This window comes from Rubripirellula amarantea (genome assembly GCF_007859865.1).
In the GTDB taxonomy this organism is placed as follows: Bacteria; Planctomycetota; Planctomycetia; order Pirellulales; family Pirellulaceae; genus Rubripirellula; species Rubripirellula amarantea.
The window spans coordinates 1,629,894-1,644,764 of sequence record NZ_SJPI01000002.1 but is presented as its reverse complement, the minus strand read 5'-3'; the positions used below and the strand labels follow the sequence as shown (position 1 = coordinate 1,644,764).

At 53.2% G+C, this 14,871-nt stretch carries 11 protein-coding genes; 5 read left to right on the top strand and 6 right to left on the bottom strand.

The features are described from left to right. Positions 1–148 precede the first annotated feature (148 nt). From Pla22_RS19575 to Pla22_RS19560, 4 genes are all read left to right on the top strand, one after another. On the top strand, positions 149–547 hold the full coding sequence (locus tag Pla22_RS19575; RefSeq protein ID WP_146516414.1) for a GntR family transcriptional regulator: 399 nt from the start codon (positions 149–151) through the stop codon (positions 545–547). Then, on the top strand, positions 544–1,497 hold the full coding sequence (locus Pla22_RS19570) for an ABC transporter ATP-binding protein (protein ID WP_242632170.1): 954 nt from the start codon (positions 544–546) through the stop codon (positions 1,495–1,497). The genes Pla22_RS19575 and Pla22_RS19570 overlap by 4 nt, the downstream gene beginning before the upstream one ends. Then, positions 1,494–3,965 carry an ABC transporter permease gene (locus Pla22_RS19565; protein WP_146516413.1) on the top strand — a complete coding sequence of 824 codons (2,472 nt, stop codon included), beginning with the start codon at positions 1,494–1,496 and terminating at the stop codon, positions 3,963–3,965. The genes Pla22_RS19570 and Pla22_RS19565 overlap by 4 nt, the downstream gene beginning before the upstream one ends. Before the next feature lie 131 nt (positions 3,966–4,096). Then, positions 4,097–5,413 carry an outer membrane protein assembly factor BamB family protein gene (locus Pla22_RS19560; protein ID WP_165440757.1) on the top strand — a complete coding sequence of 439 codons (1,317 nt, stop codon included), beginning with the start codon at positions 4,097–4,099 and terminating at the stop codon, positions 5,411–5,413. 102 nt (positions 5,414–5,515) lie between these two features. On the opposite strand, the gene Pla22_RS19555 is transcribed toward Pla22_RS19560, so the two are convergent. Next, positions 5,516–6,364 (bottom strand): DUF4159 domain-containing protein, encoded by an 849-nt coding sequence (locus Pla22_RS19555; RefSeq protein ID WP_207310440.1) that lies wholly within the window; start codon positions 6,362–6,364, stop codon positions 5,516–5,518. Beyond that, on the bottom strand, positions 6,364–8,901 hold the full coding sequence (locus Pla22_RS19550) for a tetratricopeptide repeat protein (RefSeq protein WP_242632169.1): 2,538 nt from the start codon (positions 8,899–8,901) through the stop codon (positions 6,364–6,366). Before Pla22_RS19550 ends, Pla22_RS19555 begins: the two co-directional genes overlap by 1 nt. A gap of 128 nt (positions 8,902–9,029) precedes the next feature. On the opposite strand from Pla22_RS19550, the gene Pla22_RS19545 reads away from it, so the two are divergent. Continuing rightward, the gene (locus Pla22_RS19545; RefSeq protein ID WP_146516410.1) at positions 9,030–9,575 is read left to right on the top strand and encodes a dual specificity protein phosphatase family protein; all 546 of its coding nucleotides are present in this window, start codon (positions 9,030–9,032) and stop codon (positions 9,573–9,575) included. Here the strand turns inward: Pla22_RS19545 and Pla22_RS19540 are convergent. From Pla22_RS19540 to Pla22_RS19525, 4 genes are all read right to left on the bottom strand, one after another. After that, complete coding sequence (locus tag Pla22_RS19540) at positions 9,557–10,297, bottom strand: hypothetical protein (RefSeq protein ID WP_242632168.1); 741 nt, start codon at positions 10,295–10,297, stop codon at positions 9,557–9,559. The two genes, Pla22_RS19545 and Pla22_RS19540, sit on opposite strands and share 19 nt — an antisense overlap. Further along, a complete protein-coding gene (locus Pla22_RS19535; RefSeq protein WP_146516409.1) occupies positions 10,294–10,683 on the bottom strand; it encodes a DUF2244 domain-containing protein in 390 nt (129 codons plus the stop codon). Before Pla22_RS19535 ends, Pla22_RS19540 begins: the two co-directional genes overlap by 4 nt. Before the next feature lie 64 nt (positions 10,684–10,747). Next, positions 10,748–11,890: a M28 family peptidase gene (locus Pla22_RS19530; protein ID WP_207310417.1), complete on the bottom strand. Its 1,143-nt coding sequence runs from the start codon at positions 11,888–11,890 to the stop codon at positions 10,748–10,750. Positions 11,891–11,911: 21 nt separating this feature from the next. Then, positions 11,912–14,776 carry a serine/threonine-protein kinase gene (locus Pla22_RS19525; protein ID WP_146516407.1) on the bottom strand — a complete coding sequence of 955 codons (2,865 nt, stop codon included), beginning with the start codon at positions 14,774–14,776 and terminating at the stop codon, positions 11,912–11,914. Between the last annotated feature and the right edge of the window lie 95 nt (positions 14,777–14,871).

The window sequence follows — 14,871 nt, the reverse complement described above, 5'->3', positions numbered from 1 at the left end:
GAAGAAACAAACGGAACCGGTTGGAAGGAGATCAAGTCACCATCCTAACCAAGAAAACATTCTTCGCTGAGGCCTGGTCTTTTTACTTGACTCGCTGACGAACTGCTGTACCATTACGGCAGTACACCAGCCGTGAGGAGGCCGACGGATGTTTTTTTCAATCGACCCGTCTGACGAAGTCCCGATTTACGAACAGCTTGTCCGCCAAGTTAAGTTGGCGGTCGCCGACGGAACGCTAGTCGGTGGCCAAATGGTTCCAAGCGTCCGGCAATTGGCGGCGGATTTAGCGATCAACCCCAACACGATTGCTCGGGCTTACACTCAGTTGCAGGCGGATCTTGTGCTGGAGCCATTGCGGGGACGCGGGCTGACGGTTCGCCGTGATGCGGTCTCTCGTTGCACCAAAGCCCGTAACACGATTGTCGGTGATGCCCTGTGCAGGGTGCTCGATGACGCGATCGCAGGTGGAATGTCAGCCGATGACATTCGCGAACAGTTTGAATCGGAATTGGCCAAACGAGTTTCCAACAATGGAGCGAGTTCATGAATGCTGACACCTCAATGACCGTCATCAAGCTCGATCAGATCTCGAAGCGTTATGGTTCCAAGGAAGCCCTGAGTCACGCGACGTTGGAGGTGCCCGCCGGGACTGTGTTCGCTGTGCTTGGCGAGAACGGAGCGGGTAAGACGACGATGATACGCATCTTGACGGGATATCTTAAACCCGATTCCGGGACGGCAACGGTTCTGGGGATGAACTGCGAGCAACAATCTCTAGAGATTCGTCGCAGAATCGGATACGTCTCGGACTCGCCGGCGTTGTACGAATGGATGAAACCAGAAGAGATTGGATGGTTTACGTCCGCATTCTATGGACCCGGATTTCCCGAAGCGTATTTGTCTCTGCTGGCCGAGTTTGATGTTCCCACAGGAATCAAAATCAAATCACTCAGCAAAGGGCAGCGAGCGAAGGTGGCACTTGCGCTAGCCACGGCTCACGATCCCGAACTATTGATCCTGGATGAACCCACCAGTGGGCTCGATCCGATGGTGCGCCGACATTTTTTAGAGTCGATGGTGAAGCGGGCTGCCTCAGGACGGACTGTTTTGTTGTCGAGCCACCAAATCAGCGAAGTGGAGCGGGTTGCGGATTGGGTCGCCATCGTTCACGCCGGCAAAGTAAAAATCGTTCAACGTTTAGAAGACTTGAAATCGTCAACTTGCATCGTCACCGCGACGCTTGACCATTCGGATGCGGCGTATCCCTTGCCACCGGGCAATGTGCTGACCGAGGCTTCCAACGCGAGGCAGATTCGATGGGTGGTCATGAACCTCGATGACCAGGCAATGGACGGATTCCGAAACCAGCCCTGTTTTGCTCATGTGGTGGTCACTTCACCGACACTCGAAGATATCTTTGTCGCAGTTTGTGATCATCGCGCCACGCGGCCTCGTTCCTATCACGATGAATCTCGTACTCAGGAGGTTGCATCATGAGTAGCCAGAGTTTCGATTCGCGACGCGCTCAATACATGTCGCTGGCATGGAAGGACGAGCGGCTAATTCGATCATTAGGAATCGCGATACTTGCAGGCGTGTTTCTGTTCAACTTGATCGCCTATCCCCTTTCAATCGCGACCAGCGAAGCACCGGCGGCGAACTTGTTTGCCAGTTTTGCGATCTGGTTCATGTTGCCATTCGTCTTCGCGATCGGAGCGGCGGCGATGTTGGTGGGAACGGAAGAGGAAAACGGAACGCTGGCGTGGATGCGAGGTTTGCCGGTCAAGTGGCACTACGTTATCACGAGCAAGCTCGTTGTGTCGGCGGTTTGGTTGTTGATCACGTGGATCGCTGCAACGTTGATGCTGGGGCTGCAATACGTCTTGGCGGATCGGATACCACAACAGGTCGAATTGGATAGTTCGTTCGGTCTGCTGCTAAAGGTTGGTGTCGCCTACACGTATGTCAGCTTCGTTGTGCTGATGCTGGGATTTATCACTTCGTTTCTATTTCGTTCGCCAATTTCAGGCATCGTGGCACTTTTTGCCACGTTCCCGTTTGCGATTTGGTTCTTAGCTGTGGTTAGCAACATGACCATGAACCAAGGCGTTGGATCGACGCTATTGCTAGTCGTCAGTAACGTCATGATCTCGGTAGCACTTTTGGCACTGATTTTTTGGCTTGGACGTCGACGTCTTTGCGTTGCCGAATCTAGATCGCGAGTCGTCGACGCATTCGCATCGCCCGAGAATGCATATCGACCTCCGTCGCAGGCTTTGCTGAGCAGACCATCGGTAAATGCTGCTTTGCTGTGGCAACAAATACGACAGACGTTTCCGATTGGGATCACCAGTGTCATTGTCATCTGGATTGCCGCTCTTGCCGTCATGGTTTTTGAGATTGACGATTGGAGCCATCGAAGTGCGGCGGCCACACCTTTTGCAGTAATCGCGATGGCGTTGTCGTACACGTCCCTTGGTGCGATGACGTTCTACGGCGATTCAGTCAAACGGCAATGTGCGTTTTTCGCTGACCGAGGGATCTCACCGACAAAGGTGTGGTGGACACGGGTGGTGGTATCCGCGGGGTTTCTGTTCGCGGCAGTGATTCCCACATGGGCGTGTGTTCACGTCACGCAAAGGCCCGGCATTCAGGCTTACGATCAAGCGATGGCTGTCGTTTGCTTGGTCGCGGGATGGTCGATCGCGGTTTTTATTTCGATGTTGATGAAGAGACCGGTGCTTAGCTTCTTTGCTTCATTGGTTGTCCTGTCGATCTTGCCCGGTATCGTGGCTTGGTTCTTTGAGATCTATCCCGACTACATTGTGACCGTGGGTGCCATCGTGCCCGTGATGATGTTTGCGTCTTGGCGACTATGTCGACGCTGGCTGGACGGAACGATGGACCAAGGATTCTATGGTCGCAGCCTCGGCTACCTTGCGATTGCCATTGGGTTGCCGTTTCTGTTTACCTTTTCGCATCGCTATCTAACCCTGCCAGCGATGGACATCCAGTGGCGCGAATCCATGTTTGCAAAGGTTCCCCCGAATGTCGACCAGGTAACGAGTCTTCGACTTGATAGAAGTTGGTCGAGCGAACTTTCCCCGATGGCGTTGCTGACCAGTCGCGACACGACGTATTCACTAGCGACAGGGTTTTCGTCTCGCGATTGGGTCAAGTTTTCGGCAAACCTAAAAAGAGAGTTGTCTGGTTACGATCCGATGGGAACATACGTTTCGCTTTCTGAAGTGCTTGAGTATCTCAACTCGACTTCTCGTTTGAACAAGAGGGACGCTAATGGCACTCTTGAATTGGATAAACTCAGCGGCGTTGAGGAAACGACCAACGTGGCTGTTGAGGTGCTGTTGGATTGGTCCAAGCGTTCAAGGCAGCTTATCGTTGAAGGCCGTGAAGGCATCGCGACCCTGTTGCGATTTTCTGAACCGGCTGAACATGCTGCCCTAGAACAGCTAGTCCGGATGCGACGCAAGACGATGACTTCGCAAAACAGCGATACGTTCGAGCGGCTCGTCAGGCTGATTCCGTCGGAAGAGCTGCGTCAAAATTCGCGTCGCACCGCGATCATCCGCGAGTGGGCATTGTTCCAGAAGCGGCCGTGGTCCGAGCGGTTCAATCACGGTAAGACATTCGCCGGAACAGAGATGTTGAATCATCGAACGGCGTGGCTTTCAGTCGAGCAATCGCGTAGTGAACGACTAGTGGATAAGTTCACGAAGTCCGCTCTGTCGGAAATTGCCAGCGATCAGTTCTCAAAATTCGACGTTGACCGTGCCAGTATGTTGAACACTTGGCTGGAAGCTCAATTCGGACCGGAATTCAGATCCGAGCGTGGACGACCCGCAAGTGCGCGACCCGTCAAATTGTTGCCCTACTCGTTACCGGAATGGTTAGATGGGCTCGATGAACATCAAGAGTTGCTGGATGAGTTGAAAGCCGAAGTGTGAACGATGGGCTGCGGTTGGCTATTAGGCGACGAGGGTTCTGCGGAAATCCGATTGAGTGATGGTCGCGAGTATGGCGCGGTATAGTGATGGCGAAACCGATGACCGTTTGCAAACGATCGCAAAGCCAAACTATGAAAACTGCACGTGTATCTGTGTCGCCGCTTGTTCGGACGATTTGCCTTGTCGTAATAGGAATGCTGTTTACGAAGGTGAAGGCTGACGATTGGCCGCATTGGCGAGGTCTTTTTCGTAATGATGTCTCCGCTGAATCGTCTGGTTGGGATGGCAAGAGCTGGATCAAAGGCGAACTGTGGCGAGCAACGGTTGGCTTAGGAAGTTCATCGCCGCTTGTCGTGGGGCCTCACGTGTACTTCGTAGGCTGGTCCGACAATCAAGATTCGATCTACTGTTTTGACGTCTCCACTGGTGAAGAGATCTGGCGGCAAAGTTATCCATCGCCACTCTATGGACGTTTCGCCGTTGGCGATCAGGCACTCTATTCGGGAGCGTGTTCGACACCCGAATGTGATACGGCGTCTGGCCTGCTCTTTACGCTTGGTGTGGATGGGGACGTCAATGCATGGGATACCAACGAGGATGGCAAGCATGTCTGGGCGCTAAATCTGCATGATCGCTATCAAGTATCGCAGCGGCCAGAGGTTGCAAAGCGAAAGCGAACGCAGCGTGACTATGGCTACACGAGCTCACCTTTGGTTGTGGGCGAGCAATTGATCATTGAAGTCGGGGCAAAGGAAGGCAACTTGATCTCGTTGAACAAGCATGATGGGACGGAATTGTGGCGAAGTGAGAATCGCGATGAGGCCGGACACACTGGTGGACCCGTGCCGATCACGGTCGAAGGTGAATCCTGTGCCGCTGTGCTCACGTTAAGGAACTTGGTGGTCACCGAGATCTTAGGACCCAACGCGGGGAAGACCGTGGCTACTTATCCATGGACAACTGATTACGGGAACAACATCGCAACCGCAGCAGTAGCCGAGCAATCCGTGATTGTGACTTCAGCTTACAATCACTCTGCGATGTGTCGGATCGGTATCTCGCTTGATGGTGCATCGAAGATGTGGGAGACCGACGGTGTCGCGTCGGGAGTCTGCAGCCCGCTCGTGCACAAAGGGTACGTTTACTGGGCTTGGCGAGGCGTGCATTGTGTTGACCTGGAAACTGGCGTTGAAGTCTGGGTTGGTGGCAAAGTCGGATCGCAGGGCTCCTGCATTGTGACAAGCGATGATCGGTTAATTGTTTACGCGAACAATGGAGACCTGACGCTTGTGGAGACTGCAGGCCGATCGCCTCATCAATACACCGAGTTGGCCTCATACACCGCCTTGTCAAAGACCGATGCATGGCCACATGTGGTGCTTTCAGACGGGCGTCTGCTGTGTCGAGACCGAGATGGAAACGTCTGCTGTCTCGCAGTGAAACAGTAAAGGAAGCGGACTTCGAACGAGGTGGACTGCGAGCTCACTACCGAATGCCAGAAAGACGCAATGCACCGCTCGCATCGTCTGCTTTAGGCGTATAACTCAACTCTAGTGCGTCATCGCGTAGGTGACGATGTTGATGCCCATTGGGTAAGCACGCTTGACCGAAAATTCGTCGAAGTACCATTTCTGTTCACCTTCGCGTTCCCAGCCATCACCGAGATCGGTGTTATGACATATGAAAACCATGATCCGGTCTTCGTCGTCAGTGATCGCGCGGTAGTGCGGCGTCCGCGTGTCGCTGCCGTCCCATGCATTTTCCCAAGTACCGACTTGACCATCGGCAGTGCGAAACGCTGAATTGATCGCGGGTACTTGCGGTTTTTCTTTCATGTCGTAGACGCAGTGAAAAATCTCGTGCTCGAGCGGGACTTCAAAAGGTTCGCGATCAGGAAAGACTCGTTTGAGTTGCTCGGCCAAGTTTTCGTACTGGGCATCACCCCAAAAATCATCCACCATCAAGAAGCCGCCACGCAAGCAATACTGCCGAAGTGCTTCAACTTCAGGTTCGCTGAAATACAACGCTCCCGGTTCAATCATGTAGAGAAATGGATAGTCGAATAATTTTTCGTCCGTCAAATCAAGAATGATCGGGTTCGGATTTACCTTCAGGGACGTTAACTGATGCAGCCGAAGAGAAAAGTTGAGATCCGAGTCAGGGTAGTCGGTCCGCCAACCACCGCCGCCGCGCCCTCGACCACCATAAGAGTCGTATCGAACCCGAGCGAATGTAAATAGGTCGTGTTTGAACCTCGGATCCACTTCCCACGTTGGTACACCCCGGCGATCAACGCTGATGTCGTCGTTTCGGTACCAGCGACGTTGGGCCATCGCTGCGGTAGCAAACACGACTCCCAACGTGACGACCAACCATGAGATCAGTTTGCGGCGATTCATCATGGTTCGGATCCTTGGCGGGAGGCCGTTGAAGACTTGTGAATTTGCAGCAGAAGCGAGTGCGCATCACGGTAACGAGGAGCCTCGTCGAGAGCACGCAGTACGTGATGCATGGCTTCGTCGTGAGCGTTGGTGGCATGATAGGCACTCGCGAGGCGAAAGTGCCAACCGGCAGGGTCAACCTGTTCAAACTCGCCGAGTGACTTTAGGGCTGCCGCGGCTATCGCATGCTTGTCTGATCGTTCGGCTGCTTCCGCAAGGAACTGATGTCCATCGGGTCGCATCGGATGGATGGCCAGAATTTCTTTGGCATCGGTAATCATCTGGTCCCATCTTTGCTTTTCACGATCGATCTCTATCAATCGCAACAAAGCATCCAGGGGATTGCTGGCCAATTCAACGCGTTGACGCAGGACGGCTTCTTCCAGTTCCTTTTCATTCAATCCACGATAGACCTGGGCAAGCAAGTCCAGCGGGCCGTCGCTCTTACCCGTCAAAGCACCAAGACGCTGCATGTTTTCTAGCAGAGGTCGGACACTGGCAAAGTCACCGTCGGCGATTTGTCGGCGAGCGACACTGATCACCAAGTCGTAATGGTTGGGGTGAGACTTCGCATAAGCTAGTGATTCGTCAGCGTTCATCTTCGGCAGTTCGCTCATGGGCGACCAATCTACCGCCGCACCGAATTGATCAGCGCTTGCTTTGATGTATTCCTTACACTGAGTTTCCAGTCGTTCGAGCGATCCGACGTGTCGAGCGATTGCATCGTTGATCATGATTCCCGCCGCGCAATCGTCCAGAATCCCAATCAACGCCTCCATGCCGTACTCGTCCACGATGTACTCAACGACAAGCGAGGACTGAAAGTAGGCAAACATCAAATGTTGAGGCGACGGCGGGTTTAGGAATGCTCCGCTAAGCTTTTGAACCGGTGTAATTTGCCCATCAAGGATCATCTTCCGATACTGGGGCGACATGGCCTCGCCCCACGAAGAGTCCTTGATTCGCTCTTCGTAGACGGAAATGCCTTCGCTTAGCCAACGCGGCATGCGATTCTTAGTTTTCTCGAGCGTCACAACGTGACAAAATTCATGCCACAAAACGCTCTGCCAATTGGCCGGTAGCTCGCCTTGCGATGATGGACTGTTGGCGGTGATCACTCGTCCAAAGCAAACACCGAGATATCCAGCCCCACCGGGCAATCCGAACGTTCGAATTGCAAAATCATTCTGGTTGGCAAAGATCTCGACCACGATTGGTCGGTCAATCTCGGCCTCATACCGCGGCGCGAGTGATTTCTTGGCGTCACTGAGAAGAGCTAACACTGCGTCGCCGTAAATTTTCGCTTCTCTCGCATCCATTCGCACAATGATGCCGTCACTGTGGATCGTTTCCATTGTTTCCATACGGTCCTTTAACGTCATCAGATTATGAATGACTACGTTATACGGATCTCGTTCGCCGGCCTCTTCCGCCATCATCCAGCCTTCGGCATCTTCACCAAGTCGAAGCAGATCTTGAGAGAGTTCGAATTTAGCGGCGGCAAAGTTATTGTCCTTTTCCAAAGCCAAACGCTGGTAACGAGCGGCTTCGGCAAAACGGTACTTCTCGGCCAGCTTGCGACCGATCAAGTGATCGACTTTTGCGTTCTGAGAGTAAGGCGTTGTCGCGGCCGCATACTTTAGCTTTTCAATCTCGTAGTGACCTTCGACGTGATCGATCACTGCGGACAAAGCCCAAGCGAAAGGTTCATGAACGTTGATTGCGAGTACTTGGCGAATGGTTTGCTTGGCGTCGTCGTAACTTTCAGCGTCAATCTCTTTCTCGGCGCGAAGGAGCAGACTTGGAACGTGACGCGGATTAAGCCGCAGTGCTTTGTTGAGGAAGTTCTCCGCTTCCTTGGGATCCGAGGTCTGCCACGCGAGGGCGGAGAGGTACGCAATGCGAGGATCGGTGTCGTCAAGTTCGCTTGCCTCTTCCAAAGTCTCTGCAGCGACGGCGTAATCGTGTTTATCGATTGCCAGTTCGGCCGTGGCAATGAAGACATCAGTGTAGGTTGGGTCTGCGTCTCGAACACGATCGTAGAACCGTTTGAGAATCTCTCTAGCGTCTTCGCCTCGCATTGCTAAGTAGCGACCGATGGCCAGCAAGTTGTCACGAGTGACATAGCGTGTGGGTGAGCTGAGCAAGCGTTTTTCGAACTCGATCATTTCCGCCATCGCTTTCTCATCCATGCCCGCTTGCTGATAGCTTTCGATGCCGAGCAAACGCAGAGCCATACTGGTGGAGTAGCGAGAAACAGCGGCTTCGTAAGTCTTGATCGCCGAAGCGTGATCGCCGCGAGTGAGTTCACATTCGATCAATAAACGAGACCAGCGTTCATTCCAAACGCCCCCTTCGACTTGTTCGCGGGCTGCCGATTCGGCTGCTTCGTATTCACCTGAACGAAAAGTTTGCAGGGTGTCGCCAAAGTTGGCTGCCATCGCACTCGGAACGATCCAAAGTAAAGCAATGACGGCAAGGGAACGATAAAGCATAAGAGCGTCTGGTTGCGTCGGACGGTTTAGAATTCGATGATGGATCTCATTCGCTGTCGTATTCTACGTGATCGGCGACCGGTTGTGCCTCGTTTCTCCATCGTCATTTTCACTGCAGATCGAAATTTATGAGATCATCGCTTCGTCGACTTTACGCACGCAGTGTTTTCTTTCCCACTTTGGCGTGGAATTACTCCCTGGCGCGGATCTTGAGGGTTCGTCGATGGTGGGACGCGATCGACGAGCACGTTATCGTTGGAGCTTACCCCTTCGCTGCGGACGTCAAAGCGATGAGCGAGGCTGGCGTAAAGGCGGTGGTGAACACATGCGAAGAATACGCCGGACCGCAGTTGCGATATGACCAGTTTGGGATAGAGCAATTGAGAATCCCGACGACCGACTTCACGCACCCTCGATTAGACGACGTTGTTACCGCGGTGGAGTTTGTGCAGCGGCATGTTGCCTTGGGGAATACGGTCTACATTCACTGCAAGGCAGGGCGCGCTCGAAGCGCAACCGTGGCGATATGTTGGTTGATGAAATACAGGGGCTTATCGGCCGCGGACGCACAAGCTGAACTGCTGCGCTGCCGTCCTCACATTAATCCCAGGTTGACTGAACGAGCGGTGGTCAAGGAGTTCGCCGCAACGCTTGCTCAGGAATCAAAAGAATAGATTTTCAAGTCGTCGATCACCGCTTCGTTCGGGACCAAGAACCGCAGCATAGTCTTGGTGGGATGTGCAATGCCGATTGCGGAAAACGATCCGACCGATTGGCCGTCGATCGAAACATCGACGGTGTCACCGCGAACATTGATGATCGCGCTGTGCCAAGTCTCTGAATCCAGCTGTAAAGGAAATTTCTTTCGTTTGGACCAAATCAAATTCTTCAAATCTAACTTCGCACGATCCGCTTTCGATGCGTCGCGGTACGCGAGGTTCATCACTCCGGTCTTCAAGTCCTCGATTGCAACATAATTGGTTGCCATTGACACGTTGAACAGATGGCCGGCATGGACGGTTTTGCATTTCAGGTCGACAAAATTAAGCGTCAAAACATCAACTGCGTTTTCTAGCTTGAATCGAAGTTCAACCGAACCGTCTCGGAAATCTATTTCGTGACGCACCGACACCGCATGATCAGCCGACTCGTGAATGTAGATATGCAACGTGTTGTCGCGGAGATCGACTTGCTTGTTGCCGTTTGCACGAGTCGCACTGCTTGTCGTCCAAGTTCCACCAAGCTCTTCCTGGCTTTCGTCCGATTCTTCGCGGTTAAAATCGTCCGAGAAAAGTAGCGTACGCGTCGGCTGGTTCGAAGTTTGATCATCGGACCAAACCGCGACTGATGACAACGACACCAAAATGAAGCAAGCCAGCCAGCGTTGAACGCTCAAGAATCTTCTCCGAGGACGTGGTCACGAACCTGTGGCAATTTGTTCTTGTGGTAGCGGTGCGTGCGAAACGCATCTAACAGAGCCAGCAGCACGACGCAGACCAGCGCGAACATCACGCACATCCAAGCACCCACCCAAATCACTCCGTGGCCTGCGATCGCCGCAATCAAAATCAACACTCCACAGATGCCGATGATCCAATGAATACGGGCCCGCGATGAACTTCTGCGTCGGTAGTAGTCTCGATCAAGATCGCTACCAATGAGTGGATGCATGGCACGATTGAGGTCAGCTTGTTCCTGAGGCCAGCCGAGTTTCTCGTTCCACTGCAACCAAAACGCAAACGCGATCAGCGTGAACGATAAGACAAGGCTACCAGCAAACATGAATGAAAGAGTGACAGTAAGAAGTGGATGGTGACGGGCGACAGTTATAGATTGTTTTCGTTAATCAATTTGCGAGGGTAAGCATCCATTGGTGAACAACCCAAACGACCGCGGCTAGTGATTCACCGCTGCAATTTGCGGGGATGTCTTGCTCGGTGTGCCAATAAGATGGTTGTCCAATCCCTGGACGCGGATAATCAAAGTCGATCAGATCAACGGTCGGAATCCGAGCGATTCGATTAAGCGGTAGATGGTCATCTTGGATCTCATGTCGAATCCGAGGTACGAACGCGTCGACACCCAAGCGGTCGGCCACTCGCCAAATGTCTTTCGCAAGCGGGCGAGCGTACTTCATGCTGTTCTGTTCAAAGTATATCTTCAGTTCTCGGTCACCGATCATGTCAAGTAAAACGCCGCTGGTGAACCGTGATTGAGGCGGATTGGCTTTGTATTGTTCGGCGTAGAAGCTGGATCCGAGGAAGTAGTCATCGCGTCCCTGTTTGAGCACAAATTCCTCACCATCGAAGAGGACAATGTCGACTCCGATTTGCGGAGGTAACGCGTCGAACTGATGCGAGATTTCCATCAAAGCCGCCGTGCCACTCGCTCCATCGTTGGCACCCACGAACACTCCGCGAGGATTCTTACGATCGCGATCGGGATAAGGTCGGGTATCGTAGTGAGCGCAAAGTAGTGCTCGTTTGGGCCGATCAGGACCCCACGATGCGATCAAGTTGGATATGGGCACCGCAGATCCGTTCTCGGGATGTCGGATCTCGAACGATTGGAAACCTACTTGGGCACCACGTTTCTCGAAAAAATCCTGCAGGAAATCCTGTTGTCGTTTCATTGCGTCACTGCCCGATGGCCGCGGGCCAAATTGGCAAAGTCGTTCGAGGTAGTTCATCGCCCGGTCCGCGTCGTAGGTCGCGGGAATGGGATTTGATGTGGGCGATTGGTTTCGAACAGAATCCGCCCCCGGACCCGCGCCCATCCGTGCTGCGATCCAGGCGATCGCGGCAACCGCAACAATTGCGACCAGGACGGCGGCCAGCCGATGATTGGGTTGCCGATGATGGAACTGCGAGGACGATGTGGAATCGCGGTTTGGATTATCGGTGGCGTTGATCTCGTTTGCTCGCGACTGAGAGGTCGGGGATGTCGATCGGCTCGATTTGGAAGGGCGGGGCGATACCGTTGACGTCATTTTAGAATCCATTCAAAGGGGTCAATCTACGTACACGGCATTGGGCAGCAAGGCCGCTCGTCGACCATTCTCGGCCATTCGGGTGCGCAATTCATTGTCGAGCCGAATTGTCACCTCACCTTGGGCAAACAGGCAATAGTCAAAGTCACCTTCGAAATCGACCGACGAGTCACAAAGAAGATTAACCTTGGCATTCTCATGCATAGTCGTCTTCGCAAAAATTCCGAAAGTGGTTTCAAAACTTTTGATCAAAACATTTTGAAGGTCGAGTTCGCCATAGCTGAGTCGAACGATTTGGCCTTTGGATTGCAGCGTACAGTTGCGAATTAAACCACTCACGTCATGGCTTTGCTCGTCTTCAGAAGTGAACAAGATCGCGGTGGTGGTGCAATGAGTCACTGAACCACCATCGATCAATAGCTTTCCCGAAGCCTGATCAATCCCAACTTTACCCCCGTCGATTTCGCAATTTGTTAACGTAATGTCCGAGGTCGCATCTAAGCCGCCGACGCCAACGGCAACGGTGGCGTTCTGCATGGTGCACTTCGAAGCGACAACAGTCGCATCGGAAACACGAATCGCTGTTTCGCAATCCAGGAAGGTGGAATCAGACAGTTGAAGGGTTGCGCCCGCACGAGCCTGGGTGCTATCGGATCGAGTTTTGGTGAAATGACACTGTTCAACCGAAACAAGGCTCTCCTGATCGCTGCACCACACGCCCTTCTCGCCATAGAAACGGCACTTCAAGACTCGACCCTTTCCGCTCACCAGTTCGACGCCAGAATTTCGAAAGTCGCAATTGACCAGTTGAATATCTTCATGCTGCTTTCCCGAGACGGCAAAGGTTCGCGAATCAAAGAACTTGCATCCTTGGGCACCAAAGGTGGATCCTTTCCGCACCTTCACGCCGTTGTAGCTGCTGGTGGTGACCTCGCAGTCAACCATGACGAAGGTGCCTTGGGATATTTCAATGGCATTGAACTCGTTGGTCATCTGAGTTCCCTTGCCTTCGATACGAACGTCTTTGAACGTGATTTTTCCCGTTGGGCTCTCGGCGAAAATGACGGATTCAAGCTGATTGCCGATCCGGCACTGGATCTCACCTCGAACTCGAGTCGGTCCTAGAATCGTGATCGGTTTTGTTACCCTCAGTGATTCTTCGTAGTCCCCGGGGCCGACGCGGATGAACCCGTTGACGGGTGCGTCGTTGATGGCGGATTCGATCGTAGAATGAGAGCCATTTCCAGTCGTGGAAACCAGCATGGGATCATCTTCGGTCCCACTTGGCATTGGGATCGGTTCGGGTTCTGGCGTTGGTTCAGGTTCGTTGTCGGGTTCTACAATCGCCTCGACCATGGGCAATGTCGCTGCGAGGACGGGATCCGTGGCGATGGATGCGGTGGCATCATCCGAACCGTCCGTTGCGGTGGATTTGGTCGACTCAGTCACGTTGAACTTTTGATAGGCAAGGTTGGCCGCTAACGATAGACCGATGATGAACACGAGCCCGAGCAGCTTCTGAAGCAGTCCAATCCCTCGGCCAATCCTTGTGCTCGTTGATGTTGACTCGATGCTTGATCGAGTTGAATGAGACGATAGGGAGACGCCGGTGGATTGGTGCGTCGAAAGCGATCGCCGAGTGTTGAAGTCGATCGAACTTTGGCCGAGCAGCCCAGGCATACTTTCGCCGCGAATGTTCTGTTCACTCAGCCCGTTAGCGATAAGTGACTCCAAAGCAGTAGCCAAGTCGGCCGTAGTGGCGTATCGATCCGATGGTTGTTTAGCACAGGCTTTGAGAAAAACGTTGTTGATCTCTTCGGTCAGCAAACCTGGTGCATGCTGCTGGAGGGGTTTAGGGTCACGTTCGCAAATTTGCTCGGTGATGGTTTGGCGAGTCTTGCCCTGGAAGGGAAGCTTGCCAGTTAGACATTCGTAATAGATCACGCCGAGCGCCCAGATGTCTGAACGTTGGTCAAGGAAGTCGGTGCGACCTTTGATCTGCTCGGGCGACATGTAGGGCGGTGTGCCAGCAAGTTCGCGACGGCTGCTGGAAAGTTCGCTCTCTGAGATTGCCAATCCAAAGTCGGCAATCCAAGGACGCCCCTCTTCGTCTATCAACACGTTGTCTGGTTTGAGGTCGCGGTGCAGGACATCTTGACGATGGGCGGGAACGAGTGCGATTGCCAGCGAGTGCACCAGTGCAGTGGCTCGTATCGGCGAAAGCGGGCTTTGCCTTAATGCATCTCGTAGCGAGTAACCTGGAATGTATTTCTGCACAAAGTAAACGGAACCGTCTTCGGTTGTGCCAATGTGATAGACCGGCACGATACCTGGGCTTTCGACCTGTGCTGCTTTGGCTGCCTCAGTCTTAAGTCTCTCTTGGCGATCACGATCCGAAACGATCGAAACTTTGATCGCGACATTGCGATTGAGTTCGTCATCAAAGCCCAGGTACACCACTCCAAAGGCACCTCTTCCCAACTCGGCCTTGATCTTGAACTTGCCAACTCTCTTTGGCAGTGCTTTGGCTCGCTGTTTCGACTTCTTGGAAACTCTGACTTTGGGAGGATGCTTGGTGCTCGTTTCGCCGAGATCGAATGGCCCCTCGGTCATGCCCATATCGCTGGAGAGCTCAATGGACATTGTTCCCTTCAACGTTGACATCCCAGTATCGTCAATCTGTTCGCCATCCATGGTCAGATCTAGCGAGACAAGCTGATCGATCGTGCCGTCGACGGATGTGTCGGTGCGTTCACCACTTTCGGGATCGCTTTGCCCTTCGACTTTGCTATTCTGACCGAGATCGTCCGCGGGATCCAAGTTTGGCGACGAAGACGCGCGAGGCGTATCTCCGTTGCCAGGCGGTTGCGATGCGGGGGCAGTCATGGAACATTTTCCGAACAGGTCACTGTGGACCTCTTTTTTAGCCTGCAAGGGGGGCTCAAGTAAGTCTGGATGTGTACTTAATAGCGGTTTTCGAT

Bases quoted from the DNA above. Each gene is read 5' to 3' on its own strand.
- Pla22_RS19545 (WP_146516410.1), top strand. From the start codon at position 9,030: ATGAGATCATCGCTTCGTCGACTTTACGCACGCAGTGTTTTCTTTCCC.
- Pla22_RS19575 (WP_146516414.1), top strand. From the start codon at position 149: ATGTTTTTTTCAATCGACCCGTCTGACGAAGTCCCGATTTACGAACAG.
- Pla22_RS19525 (WP_146516407.1), bottom strand. From the start codon at position 14,776: ATGACTGCCCCCGCATCGCAACCGCCTGGCAACGGAGATACGCCTCGC.
- Pla22_RS19535 (WP_146516409.1), bottom strand. From the start codon at position 10,683: ATGTTTGCTGGTAGCCTTGTCTTATCGTTCACGCTGATCGCGTTTGCG.
- Pla22_RS19550 (WP_242632169.1), bottom strand. From the start codon at position 8,901: ATGCTTTATCGTTCCCTTGCCGTCATTGCTTTACTTTGGATCGTTCCG.
- Pla22_RS19555 (WP_207310440.1), bottom strand. From the start codon at position 6,364: ATGAATCGCCGCAAACTGATCTCATGGTTGGTCGTCACGTTGGGAGTC.
- Pla22_RS19565 (WP_146516413.1), top strand. From the start codon at position 1,494: ATGAGTAGCCAGAGTTTCGATTCGCGACGCGCTCAATACATGTCGCTG.
- Pla22_RS19560 (WP_165440757.1), top strand. From the start codon at position 4,097: ATGAAAACTGCACGTGTATCTGTGTCGCCGCTTGTTCGGACGATTTGC.
- Pla22_RS19570 (WP_242632170.1), top strand. From the start codon at position 544: ATGAATGCTGACACCTCAATGACCGTCATCAAGCTCGATCAGATCTCG.
- Pla22_RS19530 (WP_207310417.1), bottom strand. From the start codon at position 11,890: ATGACGTCAACGGTATCGCCCCGCCCTTCCAAATCGAGCCGATCGACA.